Below are 21,673 nucleotides of genomic sequence, written 5' to 3' on the forward strand. Positions count from 1 at the left end.
GCACCCGCCTTCTTAGGGCTATGGTCTTAACAGAAGAGCAGGAAGGGGCTGATGCACGATGGAGACTCCGAATACTGACCCGGGCCGCACACCGGCCGAGGACGCAGCGGATGCTGCCGCACGCACGGGTACGGGCCGCGCCGCAGCCGGTGAGGGTGACCGGTACGCCGCCAGTGAGCTGTCCGTCGCAGAGCGGCAGGTCAACATTCTCCGGGATAAACTCCGCCACATTGACCGCCAGCTTGCCGCCGCGACCCAAAACAACTCCAAGCTGGTCAGCATGCTGGAAACGGCCAAGGCAGAGATCCTGCGGCTGAAAAACGCCCTCGACCAGGAGGGGCAGCCGCCATACAGCTTCGGCACAATCCTCCAGCTCAACCCGAAGCGGCAGCCGACGGCCGGAAACAGCGGACAGGCAGCCACGGAAGAATCCGTGGATATCTTCAACGCCGGCCGCAAGATGCGCGTGGGGATCAGCCCGCTGGTCAACATCAGTCAGCTGGCCGTCGGGCAGGAGGTCCTGCTTAACGAGGCCCTGATGGTGGTCGCCGGACTCGGGTACGAACGGGCCGGGGACCTCGTCACGCTGAAGGAGATGCTGGGGCCGGACCGCGCCCTGGTAGTGGGCCGCGCCGACGAGGAGCGGGTCATCCGGCTTTCCGGTGCCCTCCTCGCCCAGCGGCTCCGGGTGGGCGACGCACTGTCGATCGATTCCCGCACCGGCTACGCGCTGGAAAAAATCCCGCGCTCGGAAGTGGAGAACCTCGTGCTGGAGGAGGTTCCGGACATCACCTACCAGGACATCGGCGGCCTGGGCCCGCAGATCGAGCAGATCCGCGATGCCGTCGAACTGCCGTTCCTCCACCCGGACCTGTACCGGGAGCACGGGCTGAAGGCACCCAAGGGCATCCTCCTGTACGGCCCGCCCGGCTGCGGCAAGACCCTGATCGCCAAAGCCGTCGCCAACTCGCTGGCCGCGCGTGCCGCCGAGCGCGCGGGCAAGACGGACATGAAGAGCTACTTCCTGAACATCAAGGGACCGGAGCTGCTGGACAAGTACGTCGGCGAGACCGAACGGCACATCCGGCTGATCTTCGCGCGCGCCCGGGAGAAGGCGTCCGAGGGCAGCCCGGTGGTGGTGTTCTTTGACGAGATGGATTCCCTGTTCCGCACCCGCGGCACGGGCATTTCCTCCGACGTCGAAACGACCATTGTCCCGCAGCTCCTCAGCGAGATCGACGGCGTCGAACGGCTGGACAACGTGATCGTGATCGGCGCCTCCAACCGGGAAGACATGATCGATCCGGCAATCCTGCGGCCGGGGCGCCTGGACGTCAAGGTCAAGATCCAGCGGCCCGACGCTGAGGCCGCGGCCGACATCTTCAACAAATACATCACCACGGACCTGCCCTTCCACGAGACCGACCTCGCCGAGCACAACGGCGATGTGCAGGCGACCGTGGACGCCATGGTCCAGCGGACCGTCGAGGCGATGTACTCCACCGAGAAGTCCAACGAATATCTCGAGGTGACCTACGCCAACGGCGACACCGAAATGCTCTACTTCAAGGACTTCAATTCCGGTGCCGTGGTGCAGAATGTCGTGGACCGGGCCAAGAAGTACGCCATCAAGGACCTGTTGACCATCGGGCAGAAGGGCCTGCGGATCGACCACCTGCTGCGGGCGGTCGTGGACGAGTTCCGCGAACATGAGGACATGCCCAATACCACCAACCCGGACGACTGGGCACGGATCTCCGGCAAGAAGGGCGAACGCATCACGTACATCCGCACCATCGTCCAGGGCAAGGCCGGCCAGGAGCCAGGGAAGTCCATCGAGACGATGCCGAGCACAGGGCAGTACCTGTGACGGCTGTCGTCCCCGGCAAGCCCGCCGACACTTCCGGCGGCCTGCCGGTCGGCGGGGCCATGCGGGTGATGGGCTCGGAGACCGAATACGGCATCCACGCGCCCTCGGCCCCCGGAGCCAACGCCACAATGATGTCCGCCCGGGTCATTCAGGCGTACGCCCAGGTGACCCGGCAACGCGCCGCCGGCGGCGCCGAGACGCGGTGGGACTACACCGACGAGGAGCCGCTGCACGATGCCCGCGGCTGGACCCTGGAGCGCAGCAGCGCCGACCCGGAACAACTCACCGACCAGCCTCCCGTCCTCGACGCCGAGGCGATCGCCCTCGCCTACGGGCGGCAGGAACTCGAGGCCGACGGCGAGGACGAGTCCGGCACGCTGCTCATGAACATGGTGCTGGGCAACGGCGCACGGCTGTACGTGGACCACGCCCATCCGGAGTATTCCAGCCCCGAGGTGACCAACCCCCGGGCCGCCGTCACCTGGGACGCCGCCGGTGACCTGGTGGCGTTGGCCGCCGTCCGGCGCCTCGCAGCGGATCCCGCCCTGCCGCCGGTCAACCTGTACAAGAACAACACGGACAACAAGTCGGTCTCCTACGGCTCGCACGAGAATTACTTGATGCCCCGCGCGGTGCCGTTCGGCGAGATCGTCCGTGGCCTCACGCCGTTTTTCGTGACCCGGCAGATCATTTGCGGTGCCGGGCGGGTGGGCCTCGGGCAGGACAGCGCCCGGGCCGGCTACCAGATCAGCCAGCGCGCTGACTTCTTCGAAACCGAAGTGGGCCTGGAAACCACCATCCGCCGCCCCATCATCAACACCCGGGACGAACCCCACGCCACCGCGGACAAATACCGCAGGCTGCATGTCATCATCGGCGACGCCAACCTCAGCCAGGCGTCCAACTTCCTCAAGTTCGGCACCACCGCCATGGTGTTGAGTCTGATCGAGGCAGGGCTGGCGCCGCGGATTGAAGTCCACGAGCCGGTCGCCGCGCTGCAGGCCGTCAGCCACGACACGTCGCTCACGGCGCTGCTGCGCCTGGGCGATGGCCGGCGGATCACCGCCCTTGACCTGCAGTGGATTTATTTGGAGGCCGCCTCAAAGCATGCGCAGGACACCGGCGTCGCGGACGCGGTGGACGGTGATGGCCACACCCACGAGGTCCTGGAACGGTGGGCCGCCACGTTGGGCGAACTTGGCAGTGACCGGGCGGCGGCCGCTACCTCGGTGGAGTGGCTCGCCAAGCTGTCCCTGCTGGAGGGCTACCGGCAGCGCGACGGCCTGGGCTGGGACAACGCGCGGCTGGGCCTCGTGGACCTGCAGTGGGCTGACATCCGGCCCGAAAAGGGGCTCTACTACCGGCTGCTGGCCCGCGACCGGATGCAGCGCATCCTGGAGGACGCCGCGATCGCCCGTGCGGTGACCGAACCGCCGTCGGACACGCGGGCGTACTTCCGCGGACGCTGCGTCAGCCGGTTCGGCGCGGACCTCGCTGGGGCCAGCTGGGACTCGGTGATCTTCGATGTCCCCGGCCGCGGCAGGCTCCAGCGGGTCCCTACCCGCGAGCCGCTGCGCGGAACCGAAGCCCTGACCGGCGGCCTGTTTGCGCGGCACCGGGAGGCCGGGACGTTCCTGGCCGAACTGCTGGGACTCGCCCCCGGTTCCTAGGAATAAAGCCCCCCGCGGGCGCCCCGGGCGTGGCACTATTGCTACAGGATGTCCCTTAGGAGAAAAGGGACGGACATGAAGGAGAAAACAATGGCAGGCCAGGAGCAGCACCAGCCGCAGTCGCGGGACACCGAGGTAGACGAGGACGTCCCCGCCGCGCCGCCGGCCCCAGGGGACGCCCAGGCGTCGGCAGCCACCCAGGGCGTCGACGATCTCCTCGACGAGATCGACGGCGTGCTGGAGTCCAATGCCGAGGAATTCGTCCGGGCATTCGTCCAAAAGGGCGGCCAGTAGGATCGCCGCCAGCCGCCGGATGAGGGCGGCGGGAGGGGCTACGGGCCGGAAGTGTCGTTGATCCACCACGTTGAGGGAGAGCGTTAGTGCAGGAAACAACAGCCAACCGAGTAGCAGCCAACGCGACGTCCTCATTCACCGAGCATCTGCAGCGCGAACGGCCCGACTTAATGCCCTTCGGCCAAGTGCCTTTCAACCAGTTGCCCGGCACCGGGCACGCCGCCCAGCCGGGAGCGCCCCTCCAGGTCCCGCACGGGACCACGATCGTGGCGATGACCTACGCCGGGGGAGTGTTGATGGCGGGGGACCGCCGCGCCACCATGGGCAACGTGATCGCGAGCCGGCACATCGAGAAAGTCTTCCCCGCCGACCAGTACTCCGTGCTGGGCATTGCCGGAACCGCCGGAATCGCCCTGGACATCACCCGGCTGTTCCAGGTTGAACTGGAACACTACGAGAAAATCGAGGGCACGCTGCTCAGCCTGGACGGCAAGGCAAACCGGCTCGGCGCCATGGTCCGCGGCAACCTGCCGATGGCAATGCAGGGCCTCGCCGTCGTTCCCCTGTTCGCGGGATTCGACCGGCCGGCAGGCTTCGGCCGGCTCTTCTCCTACGACGTCACGGGCGGACGCTACGAGGAACAGGAGCACCATGCCGTGGGATCCGGCTCGATGTTCGCCCGCGGCGCGCTGAAAAAACTCTGGCGGCCCGGCCTCTCGGAGCAGGACGCCGTGGCGGTCGCCGTCGAGGCACTGTACGACGCCGCCGACGACGACTCCGCCACGGGCGGGCCGGACCCCGTCCGGCAACTATGGCCGGTGGTGTACATCGTGAACCGAACAGGCGCAGTCCGGGTCCCGGACCGCGATCTCGCCGCCGTGGCCGGCCGCGTCATCGAATCCCGGGCCGTCGCCCAGCGGGAGGCCTGAGATGACGCAGCAGTTTTATGTATCCCCCGAACAGCTGATGAAGGACCGTGCGGATTTCGCACGGAAGGGTATCGCCCGCGGACGCTCGGTAGTGGTCATCAGTTGCCGGGACGGGATTGCACTCGTAGCGGAGAACCCGTCCCCGTCGCTGCACAAGATCGGCGAGATCTACGACAAAATCGCGTTTGCGGCGGTCGGAAAGTACAACGAATTTGAGAGCTTGCGGCAAGCCGGGGTGCGGTACGCCGATGTCCGCGGCTACTCATACGACCGCGAGGACGTCACGGCCCGCGGCCTCGCGAGCGTGTACGCGCAGAGCCTCGGTGCGGTGTTTACGGCCGAACAGAAACCCTTCGAGGTGGAACTGGCCGTGGCCGAAGTCGGCCAGACCCAGGAAGCGGACCATCTGTACCGGCTGACCTTTGACGGGTCGATTGCCGATGAGCACGGCTTTATCGTGATGGGCGGCCAGGCGGACAAGGTTTCCGAAGCTGTCGCGGCCGGCTGGCAGGGCGAACTCGACTTCGCGGGTGCCGTCCGGCTGGCCCTCGCCGGGCTCGTGGCAGACAAGGAAACCACCACCTTGCCGGTATCCGCACTGGAAGTAGCGGTCCTGGACCGGGGATCTGAAAGCGGCCGCGGCACCCGACGGGCGTTCCGCCGGCTCGAGGATCCGGACATCGTGGCATTGCTGGCTGAGGAGAAGTGAGATGGACAAGCGCATATTCGGCATCGAAACCGAATTCGGAATTTCCTATTCAAGCCCGGAGTCCCGGCCGCTAGCGCCTGAGGAAGTGGCCCGCTACCTCTTCCGCAAGGTGGTCAGTTGGGGGCGGTCTTCCAACGTTTTCCTGACCAACGGCTCACGCCTCTACCTGGACGTCGGATCCCACCCGGAATACGCCACGGCCGAGTGCGACGACTTGGCGCAGCTGATCGCACATGACCGCGCAGGGGAACTGATCCTGTGCGACCTCGTGGACGAAGCCCAGGAACGGCTGGCAGCGGAGGGTTTCAACGGCACCGTGTACTTGTTCAAGAACAACACGGACTCGGCCGGGAACTCCTACGGCAGCCACGAAAACTACCTCATCCCGCGCCGCGGGGAATTTTCCCGGCTCGCGGAGATCCTCATCCCGTTCCTCGTCACCCGCCAGCTGATCGCCGGCGCCGGCAAGATCCTCAAGACCCCACACGGGGCCACCTTCGCCTTCTCCCAGCGGGCCGACCACATCTGGGAGGGCGTCTCCTCCGCCACCACCCGCTCCCGGCCCATCATCAACACCCGAGACGAGCCGCACGCCGACGCCGAGTTCTACAGGCGCCTGCACGTGATCGTCGGCGACTCCAACATGTCCGAGACGACGGCCCTGCTCAAGATCGGCACGGTGGACCTGATCTTGCGGATGATCGAGGCCGGGGTGATCATGCGCGACATGCGGATGGAGAACCCGATCCGCAGCATCCGGGAAATCTCCCACGACCTCAGCGGCCGGGCACTGGTGCGGCTCGCCAACGGCCGGCAGCTTACGGCCCTGGAAATCCAGCGCGAGTACCTGGGCAAAGTCACGGCGTTTGTTGCCGAACACGGCGCGCACAACCCACACGTGCCGATGATCCTGGACCTCTGGGAGCGCACCCTGGACGCCATCGAAAGCGGCGACACGAGCACGATCGACACCGAAGTGGACTGGGCCATCAAGAAGAAGCTCATGGACAACTACCGGGAACGCCACGGGCTGGGGCTTGACGCGCCCCGGATTGCGCAGCTGGACCTGACGTACCATGACATTTCCCGCGGCCGCGGCCTCTTCTACCTGCTCCAAGCCCGCGGGGCGGTGCGCCGGGTAGTGGACGACACCGCGGTCAAGGATGCTGTGGACGCACCGCCGCAGACCACGCGTGCCAAACTCCGCGGCGACTTCGTCCGGCGTGCCCAGGAGCTCGGCCGCGACTACACCGTGGATTGGGTCCATCTGAAGCTAAACGACCGCGCCCACCAGACCATCCTGTGCAAAGATCCGTTCCGGAGCGTGGACGACCGGGTGGATGCGCTGCTGGACTCGATGGGCTGATACCCAGCTTCGCACGTTATTCTGGGGTAGGGCCGCCTTGCGGTCGCTGCTTTCTTTGCCACGGGAAACCGAACGGCACTGAGTCCACCCTGCCTCGACGAAAGTTTCCAAGTGCGCCGACTACTAGCAATTCTTCTTCCCGGCCTGCTGCTGCTGACCGCCTGCGGTGGCAGTGATGCGCCCCCGGCTCCGGAACCCACCAGCCAGTCGGCGGGTGAGACCGCCAAGCTGGACTCGGTCAAACTGACCGAGAAGGGTGACAAGAAGGCCCCCGGTGTCGAGTTCACCAAACCCCTCGACGTCAAGGAACCCACTGTCAAGGTGGTCACCGAGGGCAGTGGCGAACGGGTCAAGGCCAACCAGATCGCCAACATTTCGATCGTTGCCTTCAACGGCAAGGACGGGTCCACCCTCGAAGACACTTTCCCGAACGATCCCGAGCCGCTGGAGCTGAACGACGAGCTCAAGACCAGCAGCCCGGTGATCTACAACGCGTTCGTGGGCGCCAAGATTGGCTCCCACATCGCCCTGGCCGTTCCCGGCCAGGCCGCCGCCGAGGGCACCGCGGCCAAGCCCACGCAGCTCCTGGTGGTCAAGGTGCTCTCCGCCAAGGACGCTCCGCCGGTCCTGGACAAGCCTGAGGGCGACGCCGTTACCCCGCCGGCCGGTCTGCCGACCGTCAAGGACAACGACAAGGGCGTCCCGGAAATCTCGGTCGCCGGCGTCAAGGCGCCGACCAAGCTGATCTCCCAGGACCTCATCACCGGCAAGGGCCAGGCCCTCAAGGAGACCGACACCATCACCGTGAACTACGTCGGCGTGGCTCTTGCCACCGGCAAGGTTTTCGATTCCAGCTTTGAGAGTGGCAAGAAGGCCACCTTCCCGCTGACCGGTGTCATCAAGGGCTGGACCCAGGGCCTGACCGGCAAGACGGTCGGCTCCCGCGTTCTTTTGGTGGTCCCGAAGGCCCTCGCCTACGGTGATCAGGGCCAAGGCGACGCGAAGGGCGACCTCGTCTTCGTGGTCGACATCCTCGGCGTCAAGTAACCCACCGCAACAACCGCAACCATCACACGTCACCTCAAAGGAGTAACCATGTCATTTGGACAGCGCAACCTCGACCGCGAGAAGCCGGAAATTGAGTTCCCCGAAGGAGACGTCCCCACCGAACTGGTCATCACCGACCTGATCGAAGGGGACGGCGCCGAGGCCAAGCCCGGCGATACCGTTTCCACGCACTACGTGGGCGTCGCCTGGTCCACCGGTGAAGAATTCGACGCCTCCTGGGGCCGCGGCGCGCCGCTGGACTTCCGGGTCGGCGTCGGCCAGGTCATCCAGGGCTGGGACCAGGGCCTGCTGGGCATGAAGGTCGGCGGCCGCCGCCGCCTCGAGATTCCCTCTGAGCTGGCTTACGGCGCCCGTGGCGCCGGCGGGGCGATCGGCCCGAACGAGGCCCTGATCTTCGTCGTGGACCTCGTCGCCGTCCGCTAAGGCACACCACGCTGCAGGATCGGCTGAATATGCCGGCTGAATATGCCGGCTGATTTTGCCCGCTGAATATGCCGGCTGATTTTGTCCCCAAGGACGGAGGGCGCGGTAACAATCGGAAAAGTTCTTCCGGCTGTTGCCGCGCTTTCGTCATTTTCCGGGATCTGCTTTAGTACCCTTGCGGGGTGTCCGCCTCACGTACAGAACGTCTCCTGAACCTGCTCATCGCCCTGCTCAACACCAAGTACGGCCTGCGCCGCGGTGAGCTGCGCGAAAAGGTTTACCACGACACCACGAGCAGTGACGTCGCCTTCGGGCGCATGTTCGAACGCGACAAAGGCGAGTTGCGCCAGTTTGGCTTCGACGTCGAAACCGTGACGGACACGGGCTGGGGGTCCGATGACCCGGCCACCACCCGCTACCGGATCGGCAAGGAATCGAACCGGCTGCCCGACGTCAGCCTCACCCCCGAAGAGTGCACCGTCCTCATCCTCGCGGCGCAGCTCTGGGAGCACGCCGCCCTCGGCTCCGCCGCCGTCGACGCGGTCCGCAAGCTGCAGGCCGCCGGCGGCCTGGTCGACGCCGAACTCCCCACCGGCGTCCAGCCGCGCATCCGCCCCGCCGGCCAGGCCTTCGAAGACCTGGTGGCCGCCATTCACGCCCAGCACCCGGTCAGGTTTAGCTACCTCGCCAGCAGCACTGGCAAGGAACAGGAACGGCTGGTGGAGCCCTGGGGCCTAGGCAGCCGCTTCGGCCAGTGGTACCTCGTGGGCCACGACCGTGGCCGGGGAGACAAGCGGTTCTTCCGGCTCTCCCGCCTGACGTCCGCCGTGACCGTGCTGGAGAAGGAGAGCTTCGCGCCTCCCGCCGGGTTCAATGTCCGCGCGGAGCTGGCGGCCCTGGCCGAGCTGCCGGTGCAGAACGCCGTCGTCGACGTCGAGCAGGGCCGGCTCCTGGGGCTCCGCAAACGCGCCCAAGCGGTTCCGGAACCAGCACTGGAACCCGGGGCACTGGAATCCGGGCTACAACGGCCCGCGGCCGGGACGGACCGGCTCACGGTGCCCTTCCGCGACGCCGAGACGCTGGGCGAGGAGCTGGCCTCCTACGGTCCCCGGGTCACCGTGATTTCACCTCCCGAGCTGGAGGGCGCCGTCCGCCGCCGCCTCACCGCCGCCGCAGCCTTCGCCGCCAGGCCCGTTCCGGACGTGGCCTTCCCGGCAGCAGGACCCGCCGGCCGCACCCGCAAACGCACCTCGGAGGACCAGCTCAAGCGGATGCTGCAGCTCGTCCCCTTCCTTGTCCACAACCAGGGACTGCACATCAGCGAGGTAGCCGCCAGGTTTGGGATCACCCGCAAGGCGCTCGAGGACGACCTGCGTATCCTGATCTGCTCGGGACTGCCGGAAGGCTACCCCGACGATCTGCTGGACATCCAGTGGGACGATGACCACGTTTTCATCACCCAGGCCCTGGACCTGACCCGTCCCGTACGGTTCACCGTGGACGAGGCCTGCGCCCTCCTGACCGGTCTGGAGACCCTCAACGGCCTCCCGGAACTGGCCGAAGGCGGCGCACTCGAATCGGTGACGCTCAAACTCATGGCCGCGGCGGGGGAGGAGGGACTGAAGGCGGCCGCGCTCTCAGGCCCCGAGGTGGCCCCCGGCAACTCCGCCATCCTCGAAACCGCCCGTGCGGCCATCGGGTCCGGGGCGCAGCTGCACTTGAAGTACTTCTCCCCGCAGCGGGACGCCGTGTCCGAACGCGATGTGGACCCCTTGCGGCTCTATTCGCTGGACAACACGTGGTATCTCGAGGCGTACTGCCATTCCGCCAAGGGCCTGCGCAACTTCCGGCTGGACAGGATCGAAGCGCTCGAACCGAACGGCCGGCCGGCGGCCGCGGCGGCGAAACCGGCGGACAGCTTTCCGGTGAAACTGTTCACCCCAAACGACGACGACACAGTGGTGGTGGTGGAACTTGCGCCGCGCGGCACGGGCCTCGCTGACGACTACTACGCCGAGCGCACTGCGGCCCTGCCCGGCGGCGGCATGCTCGCCGAAATCCGGTTCGGCAGCACGGACTGGCTGCCGATGTTCGTAGCCCAGCACGGTGGGATGGTGCGGATACTGCAGCCAGGCGCCCTCGCGGACGCGTCGCGGGACTGGATCGCCGCGGCCCTGACGCAATACAAAGCCTCCTCCGATCGCCCGATAGACTGATCTGCATGCCTTGGTGGTCCTGGATCGTTATTTGGATAGCGCTCATCGCGCTGTCGCTCCTGTTCTTCGGCGTGCTCGGCTTACGGCTCTACCGGCAAGCCATGACCACGCTTGAGGAATTGGGTGAAGCCGCCGAACGGTTCTCCCACCTGCCCTCGCCGCCGGGCACCGAAGCCGGGCCTGCAACGGCCGACGCCGACGGCGGGACCGAGGGCAGCGCTCCGGACGGCACGGACACAGGCCCTCGGGCGCTTCCCGGCGACGCCGTTTTTGCCTCGCCTGCCCGGATGCGACATGATTACCACGCCTCCAAGTTCGCCCGGCAGAACGCCCGCCGGCTGCGCCGCATCCAGCGCAAGAAGGACCGCGGGCAACCCCAGGCACTGCGCGACATCGAAACGCGTTAGACATACGATGTATTCAAACGAAAGGACCTCCCCTCATGAGGCTTGAAGGCTGGCATCTCATCATCATCATCATCCTGGCATTGGTGCTGTTCGCTGCGCCGAAGCTGCCGGGCATGGCCCGCAGCCTGGGCCAGTCGATGCGCATTTTCAAGTCGGAAGTCCGGGAAATGAAGAAGGACGGCACCACCGACGCCAAGGATGGCTCCGAGCCTGTCGAAGGCCGGGTCATCAACCACCCGCAGCCCGGCGCACCGGAAAGCCGCACGGGCGACGGAACCGACGTTCCGCCGTCGACCCGCGCCTAAGACCGCATGGCACTGACCATGAGCCGTCGATCGAACCCCGAGGGGAGGATGGCGCTCCTCGACCACCTGAAAGAGCTCCGCAACCGGCTCTTTAAGGCGGCAATCGCCGTCGTCCTTGGCACGGTGGTGGGTTTCCTTGTCTACCAGCCAATGCTGGCGGCGCTGATCAAGCCCATCCGCGACCTCAACGAACACGAGGGCCGGCAGGCCACCTTGAACTTTGACGGCGTCGCGAGCTCGTTCGACCTCATGATCCAAGTGTCCGTGTTCCTCGGCCTGATCATCGCCAGCCCCGTCTGGCTCTACCAGCTGTGGGCCTTCATTGTGCCCGGGCTGCATAAGAAGGAACGCCGCCTGGCCCTGTCCTTCGTGGCAGCGGCCGTGCCGCTGTTCCTGGGCGGCGTCCTGCTGGCCTGGCTCGTGCTCCCCAACGCGGTGCGCGTCCTGACCGATTTCACGCCGTCGGGCGGCTCCAACTTCATCAGCGCCCAGGTGTACCTGTCCTTTGTGCTGCGGCTGCTGCTCGCCTTCGGCATCGCCTTCCTCCTGCCGGTGGTCCTGTTCGGGCTGAACCTGGCCGGGCTCATTAAGGGCCAGCAGCTCCTGAAGAGCTGGCGGATCACGGTATTCCTGGTCTGCCTGTTCGCCGCGATGGCCGCCCCTGGCGCCGACGCGATGAGCATGTTTTACCTGGCCGGACCCATGCTGGCGCTGTTCTTCGCCGCGATCGGGCTCTGCCTGCTCAACGACCGCCGACGCGAGCGGCGCGCCGTCAAACGCGAAGCCGAGACCGAAGCCACAGCCGACCAGGCCACCCCCAGCTCCGAGCTGGAGAACCTCTAGCCTTTCGCGCATTAGGCTGGAAGCATGTCGTCACACCCCGGACCGGAATCGCCGTCCGAACGTTACCGCGCCAGCGTCGAGCGGGCCGCCGAAGCCAAAACCTATCTTGGCGGGTTCATCCGCTCGCTCGAATTCGAACTCGATGACTTCCAGCGCGAAGCATGCCTGTCGCTGCAGGCCGGGCGGGGCGTCCTGGTGGCAGCCCCCACCGGCGCCGGGAAAACAATCGTGGGGGAATTCGCCATCTATCTGGCCCTCCAGCGCGGACTCAAAGCGTTCTACACCACGCCCATCAAAGCCCTGAGCAACCAGAAGTACGCCGAGCTCGCCGCCAAGTACGGCGCCGCCCAGGTGGGCCTGCTGACCGGGGACACGAGCATCAACGGCGACGCCCCCGTGGTGGTGATGACCACCGAAGTGCTCCGCAACATGCTCTACGCGGACTCGGACACCCTGGATGACCTGGGCTTCGTGGTCATGGACGAGGTCCACTACCTCGCTGACCGCTTCCGCGGCGCGGTCTGGGAGGAAGTCATCATCCACCTGCCCAGCGAGGTCCAGGTGGCATCGCTAAGCGCCACGGTGTCCAACGCCGAGGAGTTCGGTGCATGGCTCGACACCGTCCGCGGGCAGACAGACGTGATCGTCTCCGAACACCGCCCCGTGCCCCTGTGGCAGCACGTCATGGTGGGCCGGAAGATCGTGGACCTGTTTGCCGGCGACACCAGCTTTGATGAGATCGCGCTGCCGGGTGAGGCAATTACAGGGGACGCAATTGCAGGGGAGGCAATTGCGGGCGAGACAGCCGGCGGCCGGGCAGCAGGCAAAGCGGTTGCCGCCGGCGCCCCCGCAGCCGTCACCGCAGACCTGTCCGGGCGGCCCGGCTTCGAGGTCAACCCGGAACTGCTGTCCATGGCGCGGGCCGAGAGCCAGATGAATTTCCGTGGCCGCTTCGGCCATGGCGGCCGGAGCCAGCGCCGCAACCAACGCAGTCAGCGGGACGAGCCGCAAAGCGCCCAGCGCAGCCCGGTGCGGAAGGCCAGCCGGCCGCAGGTTATCGCCAGCCTGGACCGGCAGGACCTCCTGCCGGCCATCACGTTCATCTTCTCGCGGGCCGGCTGCGATGCCGCCGTGGCCCAGTGCGTAGCGGCCGGCCTCTGGCTGACCACCGAGCGCGAACAACAGATCATCGCCCAGCGCGTCGACGAGGCCGCCCAGGACATCCCCTCGGACGACCTCGACGTGCTCGGCTTCTGGAGCTGGCGGGACGGCCTGCTGCGCGGACTCGCCGCGCATCACGCCGGCATGCTCCCGACGTTCAAGGAGGTTGTGGAGAAGCTGTTCGTCGACGGGCTGGTCAAGGCCGTCTTCGCCACCGAAACGCTCGCCCTCGGCGTCAATATGCCGGCCCGCTGCGTCGTGCTGGAAAAGCTGGACAAGTTCAACGGCGAAGCGCATGTCAACATCACGGCGGGGGAGTACACCCAGCTGACGGGCCGCGCCGGACGCCGCGGCATCGACGTCGAGGGCCACGCCGTGGTCCTGTGGCAACCTGGCACGGATCCCGCGGCCGTCGCGGGCCTCGCCTCACGGCGGACGTACCCGCTGAACTCCAGTTTCCGGCCCACGTACAACATGTCGATCAACCTCCTGGCGCAGTTCGGCCGGGCCCGCGCCCGGGAGATCCTCGAATCGTCCTTTGCCCAGTTCCAGGCGGACCGTTCCGTGGTTGGGCTGGCCCGGCAGGTCAGGAGCCGCGAGGAATCCATCGCTGGGTTCAGCAAGGCGATGACCTGCCATCTGGGGGATTTCACCGAATACGCGCGGTTGCGGCGGGCCCTGGGCGATGCCGAGACCACCGCCTCCCGGGGCAACTCCCGGGCCAAAAAGTCCCTCACCGAGGACTCCCTGAGCCGGCTGCTGCCAGGCGACGTGGTGGATGTCCCCGCCGGCAAGTCACCCGGACTGGCGGTTGTACTGAGCTCCGACCACGAATCCCGGGAGCCCCGGCCCGCCGTCATGACGCTGGACAACCAGCTCCGCCGGATCGGACTGCACGACGTAGAAGGTCCGTTGTCCCCGATCACGCGGATCAGGATTCCCAAGTCCTTCAACGCGAAGGTCCCCAAGTCCCGCCGCGATCTGGCGTCCTCGGTGCGCAACGCCATCCGCGAGCACCGCCCGCCCGCACCCCCGCGCCGCGACGACGACTTCGGCCGGGCCTCCGCAGCGCCCAACCAGGAGAAGCGGATCAACGAGCTGCGCCGCGAGCTCCGCGCCCACCCGTGCCACGGCTGTAGCGAACGCGAAGACCATGCCCGCTGGTCCGAACGCTGGTGGAAGCTCCGCCAGGAAACGGACGGGCTGATCCGGCAGATCCAGGGCCGGACCAACACTATTGCCAAGACCTTCGACCGCGTATGCGGCGTCCTGACCGGCTACGGCTACCTGGAGACCTCGGACACCGGCGTGCTGTCCATCAGCCCGGACGGGCAACGCCTGCGCCGGATCTACGGCGAAAAGGACCTGTTGATTTCGCAGTCCCTGCGGATGGGGGCGTTCAGCGACCTCGACGCCGCCGAGATCGCCGCCCTGGCCAGCGTGCTGGTCTACCAGGCCAAGCGCGAGGACCGCGGCCTGCGGCCCAAGATGCCGAGTGTGTCTCTGGAGTCCGCGGTCGACATCGTGGTACGGGAATGGTCCGCGCTGGAGGACGTGGAGGAGGCCAACAAGCTGCCGCTCACCGGCGAGCCTGAACTCGGCCTCGTCTGGCCGATCTTCAAATGGGCCAAGGGCCGGCACCTCCAGGAGGTGCTGAGCGGCACCGACCTGGCTGCGGGCGACTTTGTCCGCTGGGTCAAACAGGTGATTGACCTCTTGGACCAGCTGGCCGACATCCCGAACCTCGACCCCCGGATTGCGCGGCTGTGCGAGCAGGCCATCAAACTCATCAAACGCGGCGTCGTCGCCTATTCCTCCGTGGCGTAGGGGCGGCGCGGGCCGTGCGCCCGCCTCCCTGGCCCGCTAACGCGGGCTGCCACGACTTTTGAACCCGCCGGCGCTGGGCCGGCCACCAGTTACAAGGAGTTCCCGCCCCATGACCGATTCACCGGCCGCCCCCGCCCCCCGCAAAGTCACGCTGTACCGCAACGGCTCCGTCTATACCGCGGCCGATCCCTTTGCGACCGCGATGCTGGTCGACGGCGACACCGTTGCCTGGGTCGGTTCCGAGCAGGCCGCTACGTCGATCGCGGACTCCTCCATGGAGGTGATCGATCTGCAGGGTGCGCTCCTGGCCCCCGGCTTCGTCGATTCCCACGTCCACGTGACGGAAACCGGAATCGCGCTGGATGGGCTCCAGCTGGCCGGCGTGCGCTCGGCCGCTGAACTGCTCGACGCCGTAGCGGCCTTCTGCGTCTCCGCTTCCGGCGCGAATGGCCCCGTCCTGGGCCACGGCTGGGACGAGAGCACCTGGACCGATCCCACCCTGCCCAGCCGGGCCGAAATCGAACGCGCGGCCGGCGGCCGCCAGGTCTATCTGTCCCGCGTGGACGTCCACTCGGCCCTGGTTTCAAGCTCCCTGGCAGCCTCGGCCGGACTGGACGGGCTCGACGGCGACGCCGGCGGCAGCCAGGTCAAACGCGGGGCGCACACCGCGGCCCGCCGCTCGGCCCGCCAGCTGCCGGCCGACGCCCTGCGCAGCTACCAGCGGCGTGCCCTCGCCGAGGCGGCCGCCAACGGCTACGTGGCCCTCGCCGAGATGGCCGCCCCCCACATCGGGAGTGTCGAGGACCTGCAGCTCGCGGCGGGCTGGAATGATGGCCGGGACGCTGTCCCGGAGATCCTGCCCTACTGGGGCGAGCTGGCCACATCGCAGGAGCATGCCCAGTCCATCCTTGACGGACTGGGCGTGTCTGTCCTCGGCCTGGCCGGGGACCTGAATATTGACGGCTCGATCGGTTCACGGACCGCCTCCCTCCGTGGGGACTACACCGACGCGCCAGGGGAGCGCGGGAACCAGTACCTCTCCGTGGCCGAGGCAGCCGCCCACCTTGCCGCGTGCTCGCAACTGGGGATCCAGGCAGGCTTTCACGTGATTGGCGACGCCGGACTGGACGCGGCCCTCGACGCCCTCGACCTAGCCGCGGCCGAGGTGGGGGAGCAGCGCGTCCGCGCCGCGGGGCACCGTTTCGAGCACGTTGAGCTCGCGGATGCGGCGGCCATCAGCCGGCTGGCGCGCTATTCGGTCACCGTCAGCGCGCAGCCGGTCTTCGACGCCCTGTGGGGTGGTGGGGACAGCCTCTACCAGCAGCGGCTCGGTTCCCGCAGGCTGGGAATGAACCCCTTTGCAAGCTTCTACGCCGCCGGTGTGCCGATCTGCTTCGGCAGCGACACTCCGGTGACGCCGCTGCGGCCGTGGTCCAGCGTGCGTGCGTGCCTGCAGCACACCAATCCTGCGGAACAGATCTCCGCCCGGGCCGCGTTCCTTGGCCACACGCGGGCCGGCTGGCGGGCTGCCCGCTACCCCAACCCGATGGCCGGGCAGTTGGTGCCGGGGGCCCCGGCCAGCTTCGCGGTCTGGGAGGTCGAGGAACTCATGGTCCAGGTTGCCGATGGCCGGGTGCAGTCCTGGAGCACCGATCCGCGCGCCCGCACACCACTCCTGCCGGCGCTGGACACCGGCAACGACCCGGCCTGCCTGCTGACTGTACGGGACGGCCAGGAACTCTATGCCAGCGGCGCCCTCGGCGCGTAACATGCGGCGCTCGGAACCCTCGGCGCTCGGAACCCTCGGCGCTCGGAACCCTCGGCGCCTGATCCTGGTCCGTCATCCGGTCGGCGGAGCCGAAACATTCACGGCGGCAACCATGCCCTGAACTGGAACGATGCATATAACGGCAGGTCACCGCTCGGTTGACAGATCGGTCCGCGCCCGTAGCATTGAGGGGCAACGGAGGCTTGCGCATGGCGTAGGTTCCGGCAGTCCCCGGTCCATCCCAGGTTGCCGCACCCGCGGGAGCTTTTCTGGTTACGACCATGGGCACCCCCAGGGGGCGGGTCCACTTCGCAGCAGAAAACGGTTCCGGCGTCGCAATTCGAGGCCTGCCGGAACTGGCCTGAGGCGGGTGGACCTGCCCGGGGAGTCATCCGGACCCGTCAGGCGCGTGCAACTCCCTATAATGGGAAGTTGCGCCTGAATATCCAGAACCACTGACGTTCGGTGCACCGACCGCTCCCTTCAAGGAAAGGCCTCGCTGTGCGTGTCCTCACCATCATCCCGACCTATAACGAGCTGGAATCGTTGCCCAAGACCCTAGGTCGCCTGCGCACAGCCGTGCCCGCTTCCGACGTGCTGGTTGTCGACGACAACAGCCCCGACGGTACGGGGCAGCTGGCGGACCGCCTGGCCGCCGAAGACGGCCAGGTCCACGTCTTGCACCGCGCCGGAAAGGCGGGGCTCGGAGCAGCGTACATCGCCGGTTTCAAGTGGGGCCTCGAGGCCGGTTACGACATCCTTGTGGAGATGGACGCCGACGGCTCACACCAGCCCGAGCAGCTGCCCCAGCTGATCGAGGCCGTGGAGCAGGGCGCGGACCTTGCCATGGGCTCACGCTGGGTTCCCGGCGGCCGTGTGGTCAACTGGCCGATCTATCGTCAGGCCATCAGCCGGATCGGCAGCACCTACGCCCGGATCATGCTGGGCGTGAAGATCAAGGACGTCACCGGCGGCTTCCGCGCCTTCCGCCGGACCACGCTCGAGAAGCTGAACCTGGATGCCGTGGACTCGGTCGGCTACGGCTTCCAAGTGGATCTGGCCTGGCGCGTGGCCAAGCTCGGCCTGACCATCGTGGAACGGCCCATCACCTTCGTTGAGCGGGAGCTCGGCGCTTCGAAGATGAGCGGCAACATCGTCGTCGAAGCCATGATCAACGTCACCAAATGGGGCCTCACTGCCCGATGGAACAAGCTCCGGGGCAAGCAGGACGCCAGGCAGGTCGCCTAGCAGCACGGACGGCTCCCGTCCCCGGACGGCAATCCGCACTAAAAAAGGGCCGGGCCCGCATCAAAAGAATGATGCAGGCCCGGCCCTTGCCGTAGCCGGTGCTCTTTGGGCTAGGCCGAGCGGCGTTCGCCGCGGCGTTCGCGCAGGATCGTGAGGCGGTCTTCGAGGATCTGCTCAAGCTCGGGAAGCGAGCGGCGCTCCAGCAACATGTCCCAGTGCGTGCGCACTGCCTTTTCGTTGCTGTTGACGGGGCGTTCGCCGTCCACCAGCAAGGCCTCCTTGCCCGTCTTCGAAACCCAGACCGGGGGAATTTCGGCTTCCGAGGAGAAGGTCACGAACACCTGTTCGCCGTCCTCGCAACGGTATTCAACCCGCTGGCGCGGAGCCGGTTCGACGCCGGATTCGGTCTCCATGCTCTGTGCGCCAAGGCGCATACCCCGCAGGCTGCGATCGCTCATCTTTTCTCCCTCTATTCGGTTCGCAGGGTCCAGCCCTGCGTTGTCCGGGGCCGTCAGGCGCCGGACTTCTGGTTCCACCGCGCTGTAGCGTACCTGGCCCGTAGAGCCCGGCCAGAAGACAGTCACCAGTGGACAAAAACTGTTTGGAACATCATTGAAATCAACGCTGTGGGGAGCGTTTTTGTTCCGGACGGCTGAACCGACCGGACAAATATTCAAGTATACGGGAGTGGTGCATGCGAGGTAAAGCGAGTGGTCCCGGGGGATGGACTGCGTAGGCTGTACCCGCCGGCCCGGCTTAAGCTGGCTGGCCCCCGCGGCCGGGCCGAAACGGCCAGGCTGCGGGGGCCAGCAGGGGTCCACGTGGGCCGTGCAGTTACGCAGGCGGCGTCCTCATGAACCAAGGCGGGCGCAGGTTCAGGGCAGGTGCCCTTGGCCGTCCGCACCGATGGGCGCTGACGGCGGAGCGACGTCCGGCGTCGGGGACACCTGCTCTTGGACGGCGTTAGCACCCAGTACGTTGCCGATCCCCTTGAGGGCCTCGCCAACCTCGCTGGGAATGATCCACAGCTTGTTCGAGCTTCCCTCGGCAATCTTCGGCAGGGTCTGCAGGTACTGGTAGGCGAGCAGTTTCTGATCCGGGTTGCCCTTGTGGATCGCGTCGAAGACCTTCTGGATGGCCTGGGCCTCGCCGTCAGCCCGCAGGATCGCGGCCTTGGCGTCGCCTTCGGCCTTCAGGATGGAGGACTGACGCTGGCCCTCGGCGGTGAGGATTGCGGACTGCTTGGTGCCTTCCGCGGTCAGGATGGCGGCGCGGCGGTCACGTTCGGCCCGCATCTGCTTTTCCATTGAATCCTGGATCGAGTGGGGCGGATCGATCGCCTTGAGCTCCACCCGGGAGACCCGGATGCCCCAGCGACCGGTGGCCTCGTCCAGGACTCCGCGGAGCTGGCCGTTGATCTGGTCGCGCGAGGTCAGCGCTTCCTCAAGGTTGAGGCCGCCAACCACGTTGCGCAGGGTGGTGGTGGTGAGCTGCTCCACGGCCTGGATGTAGTTGGCGATCTCGTAGGTGGCGGCCCGTGCGTCAGTGACTTGGAAGTAGACCACAGTGTCGATCGAAACCACCAGGTTGTCCTCAGTGATGACGGGCTGCGGCGGGAAAGAAACCACTTGCTCGCGCAGGTCAAGCAGCGGCAGCAGCCGGTCCACAAACGGGATCAGCAGGGTAAGTCCGGGATTCAGTGTGCGTTGGTATTTGCCCAGCCGTTCAACGACGCCGGCCCGGGCCTGTGGAATGATCCGAACCGACCGGACCAGCACAATAATTACGAACACAATTAGTACCAGCAGCACAATTGCGACTGCGATATCCATACATCACCTATTCCCCAGTTGTTTGTTTTGGTCTCGCTCCGGCAGTTCAGCGGGCTGCCGGACAGCTGTGGCCGCAGAACTGCTGGCGGTTATTGGATTGCCGATTCCGGCTGCGGGGCCACGATCGCTGTGGCTCCGTCGATGGCGCTGACCACAGCCTGCTGTCCGGGGACCAGCACTCCCGATTGGGACCGTGCACTCCAGACGTCCCCGCCAATCTTGACGAGGCCCCCGCTTTCGTTCACTGCCTCCATGACGACGGCGGACTCGCCGATAAGTCGTTCGATGTTGGTGCGCTGATCCGCCGGGCCCCGGTGCAGATGCTTGAGGGCCACCGGTCGGACGAAGCCGATCATGAGCAGAGATACCACGCAGAAGGCGATAATCTGCAGCCATGGATCTGCGCCGGCGAAGTCAGCCACGAGCCCGGCGAGGGCGCCGCCGCCGAGCATGATGAAGAACAGGTCCAGAGTGATCATCTCGACCACGGCAAACAGGAGAAAGAGCGTGAGCCACAGGGCCCACCAATTCTCGATCAGCCATTCAGACATCAATTCCCCCTTTAGTTCCGGGAGCTGCAGGCACAGTTCCCCAGTAACTGTCTTTCCATCCTAAGCGGCAGGGCAATAGCTGGGACAGGGAGTTGGGAATTGTGGGACAAAGTGGCCAAGTCGTTATTTTGCGGGTGGTTTCCCTGCCCCGATTTCGCCGTCCCAATCCGCCTCGGGCAGCGGTTCGGGGCGTCCTGACTGCGTGCGCCGGCGTGGCGTCGCGGCGTCGCGGCCAGAATGGTCAGGGGATGGGTTCAAAGACGCTGATCCGGAAACGGGCCGAGACAGCGGTGCACTCCGGAAGCGCGGCCTCGAGGGCTGCGAGTGCGGCACGGTCCAGGTGGTGACCGGCGGGTCCCATGTAGGCGAGGTTGGCGACGTCGCGCGGACTCAGGGTCAATGCCAGGTCCAGGTCCCGTGTTTCGACGGGCGCGAAATGCTGGCCCAGGGATGCCGCGAGCCGTTCATCCTTGGCCGGTTCGATTCCCAGCATCCCGGTGAGGCCGGCAACCTCCTCCAGGTGCCCGGGCCGCGGCGTGACTACAACCAGGCGGCCGCCTGGGCGGAGCACCCTGGCGAATTCAGGCGCGTTGCGCGGGGCAAACACCACGGTGACGACGTCGACGGCGTTCTCCGCAACCGGCAACGGCTGCCAAACGTCCCCGACCACGTTTAAGGCTTCCGGGTTCATCCTGGCGCCGCGGCGCAGTGCGAACTTGGAAATATCCAGGCCGATGGCCACGGCCGGAACAGGGTCCGCCGAAAGATCGCGCGTCACTGCCAGATCCCGGGAGACACGATCCAGCACGGCCCTGAGGTAGTGGCCGGTTCCCGTTCCGGCGTCCAGCACCACGCCCCGGAGGCCCGGGGTGGCCAATAGCGCCGGCGCTGCAAGCTCGGCAATGGCATCGGCCAGCGGCTGGTAGTGCCCCGCCGACAGGAAATCGAAGCGGGCTGCCACCATGTCCGCGCTGTCGGCTTCAAAAACAGTCCCCTTGCCGACCAGGAAGTTGAAGTATCCCTGCTTGGAAGCATCAAAGCTGTGCCCGGCGCCGCACACCAAGGTGCGGGCACCGCCGCCACCGAGCTGGAGAGCGTCCCGACACACCGGGCATAGGAGGGGAAAAACGGGGGCGGGAGGCATAGTTTCATCCTATGCGTGGATCCCCGGCCCTCCTCGCGGTCA

Annotated in this window: 19 protein-coding genes; 15 read left to right on the forward strand and 4 right to left on the reverse strand. The window is 66.7% G+C overall.

From position 1 onward, the window contains the following. The first annotated feature begins 58 nt into the window (after positions 1–58). The 15 genes from arc to ACFRJ8_RS11775 all read left to right on the forward strand — a co-directional run bounded on the left by arc (position 59) and on the right by ACFRJ8_RS11775 (position 18,104). Complete coding sequence (gene arc, locus ACFRJ8_RS11705) at positions 59–1,870, forward strand: proteasome ATPase (protein ID WP_377986328.1); 1,812 nt, start codon at positions 59–61, stop codon at positions 1,868–1,870. Then, positions 1,867–3,540 carry a depupylase/deamidase Dop gene (dop, locus tag ACFRJ8_RS11710; protein WP_377986329.1) on the forward strand — a complete coding sequence of 558 codons (1,674 nt, stop codon included), beginning with the start codon at positions 1,867–1,869 and terminating at the stop codon, positions 3,538–3,540. The genes arc and dop overlap by 4 nt, the downstream gene beginning before the upstream one ends. A gap of 90 nt (positions 3,541–3,630) precedes the next feature. Continuing rightward, entirely contained in the window at positions 3,631–3,834 is a 204-nt protein-coding gene (locus tag ACFRJ8_RS11715) for a ubiquitin-like protein Pup (protein WP_377986550.1), read from the forward strand. 86 nt (positions 3,835–3,920) lie between these two features. Next, positions 3,921–4,763: a proteasome subunit beta gene (gene prcB / locus ACFRJ8_RS11720; RefSeq protein ID WP_377986330.1), complete on the forward strand. Its 843-nt coding sequence runs from the start codon at positions 3,921–3,923 to the stop codon at positions 4,761–4,763. A 1-nt stretch (position 4,764) separates the two neighbouring features. After that, a complete protein-coding gene (prcA, locus tag ACFRJ8_RS11725) occupies positions 4,765–5,472 on the forward strand; it encodes a proteasome subunit alpha (protein ID WP_377986331.1) in 708 nt (235 codons plus the stop codon). Position 5,473: 1 nt separating this feature from the next. Further along, a complete protein-coding gene (gene pafA, locus ACFRJ8_RS11730; protein ID WP_277526983.1) occupies positions 5,474–6,838 on the forward strand; it encodes a Pup--protein ligase in 1,365 nt (454 codons plus the stop codon). Positions 6,839–6,949: 111 nt separating this feature from the next. Further along, complete coding sequence (locus tag ACFRJ8_RS11735; RefSeq protein ID WP_377986332.1) at positions 6,950–7,885, forward strand: FKBP-type peptidyl-prolyl cis-trans isomerase; 936 nt, start codon at positions 6,950–6,952, stop codon at positions 7,883–7,885. A 48-nt stretch (positions 7,886–7,933) separates the two neighbouring features. Continuing rightward, positions 7,934–8,329, forward strand: coding sequence for an FKBP-type peptidyl-prolyl cis-trans isomerase (locus ACFRJ8_RS11740; RefSeq protein WP_277526985.1), 396 nt, complete (start codon positions 7,934–7,936; stop codon positions 8,327–8,329). A gap of 182 nt (positions 8,330–8,511) precedes the next feature. Beyond that, positions 8,512–10,545 (forward strand): helix-turn-helix transcriptional regulator, encoded by a 2,034-nt coding sequence (locus ACFRJ8_RS11745; protein ID WP_377986333.1) that lies wholly within the window; start codon positions 8,512–8,514, stop codon positions 10,543–10,545. Positions 10,546–10,550: 5 nt separating this feature from the next. Further along, positions 10,551–10,952: a hypothetical protein gene (locus ACFRJ8_RS11750; RefSeq protein WP_377986334.1), complete on the forward strand. Its 402-nt coding sequence runs from the start codon at positions 10,551–10,553 to the stop codon at positions 10,950–10,952. Between the two features lie 35 nt (positions 10,953–10,987). Further along, positions 10,988–11,257: a Sec-independent protein translocase subunit TatA gene (gene tatA / locus ACFRJ8_RS11755; protein WP_377986335.1), complete on the forward strand. Its 270-nt coding sequence runs from the start codon at positions 10,988–10,990 to the stop codon at positions 11,255–11,257. Positions 11,258–11,305: 48 nt separating this feature from the next. After that, positions 11,306–12,100 (forward strand): twin-arginine translocase subunit TatC, encoded by a 795-nt coding sequence (tatC, locus tag ACFRJ8_RS11760; protein ID WP_377986551.1) that lies wholly within the window; start codon positions 11,306–11,308, stop codon positions 12,098–12,100. Between the two features lie 24 nt (positions 12,101–12,124). Beyond that, positions 12,125–15,088, forward strand: coding sequence for a DEAD/DEAH box helicase (locus ACFRJ8_RS11765; protein ID WP_377986336.1), 2,964 nt, complete (start codon positions 12,125–12,127; stop codon positions 15,086–15,088). A gap of 109 nt (positions 15,089–15,197) precedes the next feature. Beyond that, positions 15,198–16,856, forward strand: coding sequence for an amidohydrolase (locus tag ACFRJ8_RS11770; RefSeq protein ID WP_377986337.1), 1,659 nt, complete (start codon positions 15,198–15,200; stop codon positions 16,854–16,856). Between the two features lie 501 nt (positions 16,857–17,357). Beyond that, a complete protein-coding gene (locus ACFRJ8_RS11775) occupies positions 17,358–18,104 on the forward strand; it encodes a polyprenol monophosphomannose synthase (protein WP_377986338.1) in 747 nt (248 codons plus the stop codon). Between the two features lie 110 nt (positions 18,105–18,214). Here the strand turns inward: ACFRJ8_RS11775 and ACFRJ8_RS11780 are convergent, their stop codons facing one another. The 4 genes from ACFRJ8_RS11780 to ACFRJ8_RS11795 all read right to left on the reverse strand — a co-directional run bounded on the left by ACFRJ8_RS11780 (position 18,215) and on the right by ACFRJ8_RS11795 (position 21,631). After that, complete coding sequence (locus tag ACFRJ8_RS11780) at positions 18,215–18,562, reverse strand: RNA polymerase-binding protein RbpA (protein ID WP_026266329.1); 348 nt, start codon at positions 18,560–18,562, stop codon at positions 18,215–18,217. Between the two features lie 417 nt (positions 18,563–18,979). After that, positions 18,980–19,936 (reverse strand): SPFH domain-containing protein, encoded by a 957-nt coding sequence (locus ACFRJ8_RS11785; protein WP_377986339.1) that lies wholly within the window; start codon positions 19,934–19,936, stop codon positions 18,980–18,982. A gap of 89 nt (positions 19,937–20,025) precedes the next feature. After that, a complete protein-coding gene (locus tag ACFRJ8_RS11790) occupies positions 20,026–20,487 on the reverse strand; it encodes an NfeD family protein (RefSeq protein WP_377986340.1) in 462 nt (153 codons plus the stop codon). A 241-nt stretch (positions 20,488–20,728) separates the two neighbouring features. Then, complete coding sequence (locus tag ACFRJ8_RS11795) at positions 20,729–21,631, reverse strand: putative RNA methyltransferase (protein ID WP_377986341.1); 903 nt, start codon at positions 21,629–21,631, stop codon at positions 20,729–20,731. Positions 21,632–21,673: the final 42 nt, after the last annotated feature.

It is taken from the genome of Arthrobacter sp. NPDC056886 (genome assembly GCF_042788715.1).
In the GTDB taxonomy this organism is placed as follows: Bacteria; Actinomycetota; Actinomycetes; order Actinomycetales; family Micrococcaceae; genus Arthrobacter.

Coding starts and splice junctions, on each gene's coding strand:
- arc (WP_377986328.1), top strand. CDS start 59: ATGGAGACTCCGAATACTGACCCGGGCCGCACACCGGCCGAGGACGCA.
- ACFRJ8_RS11715 (WP_377986550.1), top strand. CDS start 3,631: ATGGCAGGCCAGGAGCAGCACCAGCCGCAGTCGCGGGACACCGAGGTA.
- prcA (WP_377986331.1), top strand. CDS start 4,765: ATGACGCAGCAGTTTTATGTATCCCCCGAACAGCTGATGAAGGACCGT.
- pafA (WP_277526983.1), top strand. CDS start 5,474: ATGGACAAGCGCATATTCGGCATCGAAACCGAATTCGGAATTTCCTAT.
- ACFRJ8_RS11740 (WP_277526985.1), top strand. CDS start 7,934: ATGTCATTTGGACAGCGCAACCTCGACCGCGAGAAGCCGGAAATTGAG.
- ACFRJ8_RS11750 (WP_377986334.1), top strand. CDS start 10,551: ATGCCTTGGTGGTCCTGGATCGTTATTTGGATAGCGCTCATCGCGCTG.
- tatA (WP_377986335.1), top strand. CDS start 10,988: ATGAGGCTTGAAGGCTGGCATCTCATCATCATCATCATCCTGGCATTG.
- tatC (WP_377986551.1), top strand. CDS start 11,306: ATGGCGCTCCTCGACCACCTGAAAGAGCTCCGCAACCGGCTCTTTAAG.
- ACFRJ8_RS11765 (WP_377986336.1), top strand. CDS start 12,125: ATGTCGTCACACCCCGGACCGGAATCGCCGTCCGAACGTTACCGCGCC.
- ACFRJ8_RS11770 (WP_377986337.1), top strand. CDS start 15,198: ATGACCGATTCACCGGCCGCCCCCGCCCCCCGCAAAGTCACGCTGTAC.
- ACFRJ8_RS11780 (WP_026266329.1), bottom strand. CDS start 18,562: ATGAGCGATCGCAGCCTGCGGGGTATGCGCCTTGGCGCACAGAGCATG.
- ACFRJ8_RS11785 (WP_377986339.1), bottom strand. CDS start 19,936: ATGGATATCGCAGTCGCAATTGTGCTGCTGGTACTAATTGTGTTCGTA.
- ACFRJ8_RS11790 (WP_377986340.1), bottom strand. CDS start 20,487: ATGTCTGAATGGCTGATCGAGAATTGGTGGGCCCTGTGGCTCACGCTC.
- ACFRJ8_RS11795 (WP_377986341.1), bottom strand. CDS start 21,631: ATGCCTCCCGCCCCCGTTTTTCCCCTCCTATGCCCGGTGTGTCGGGAC.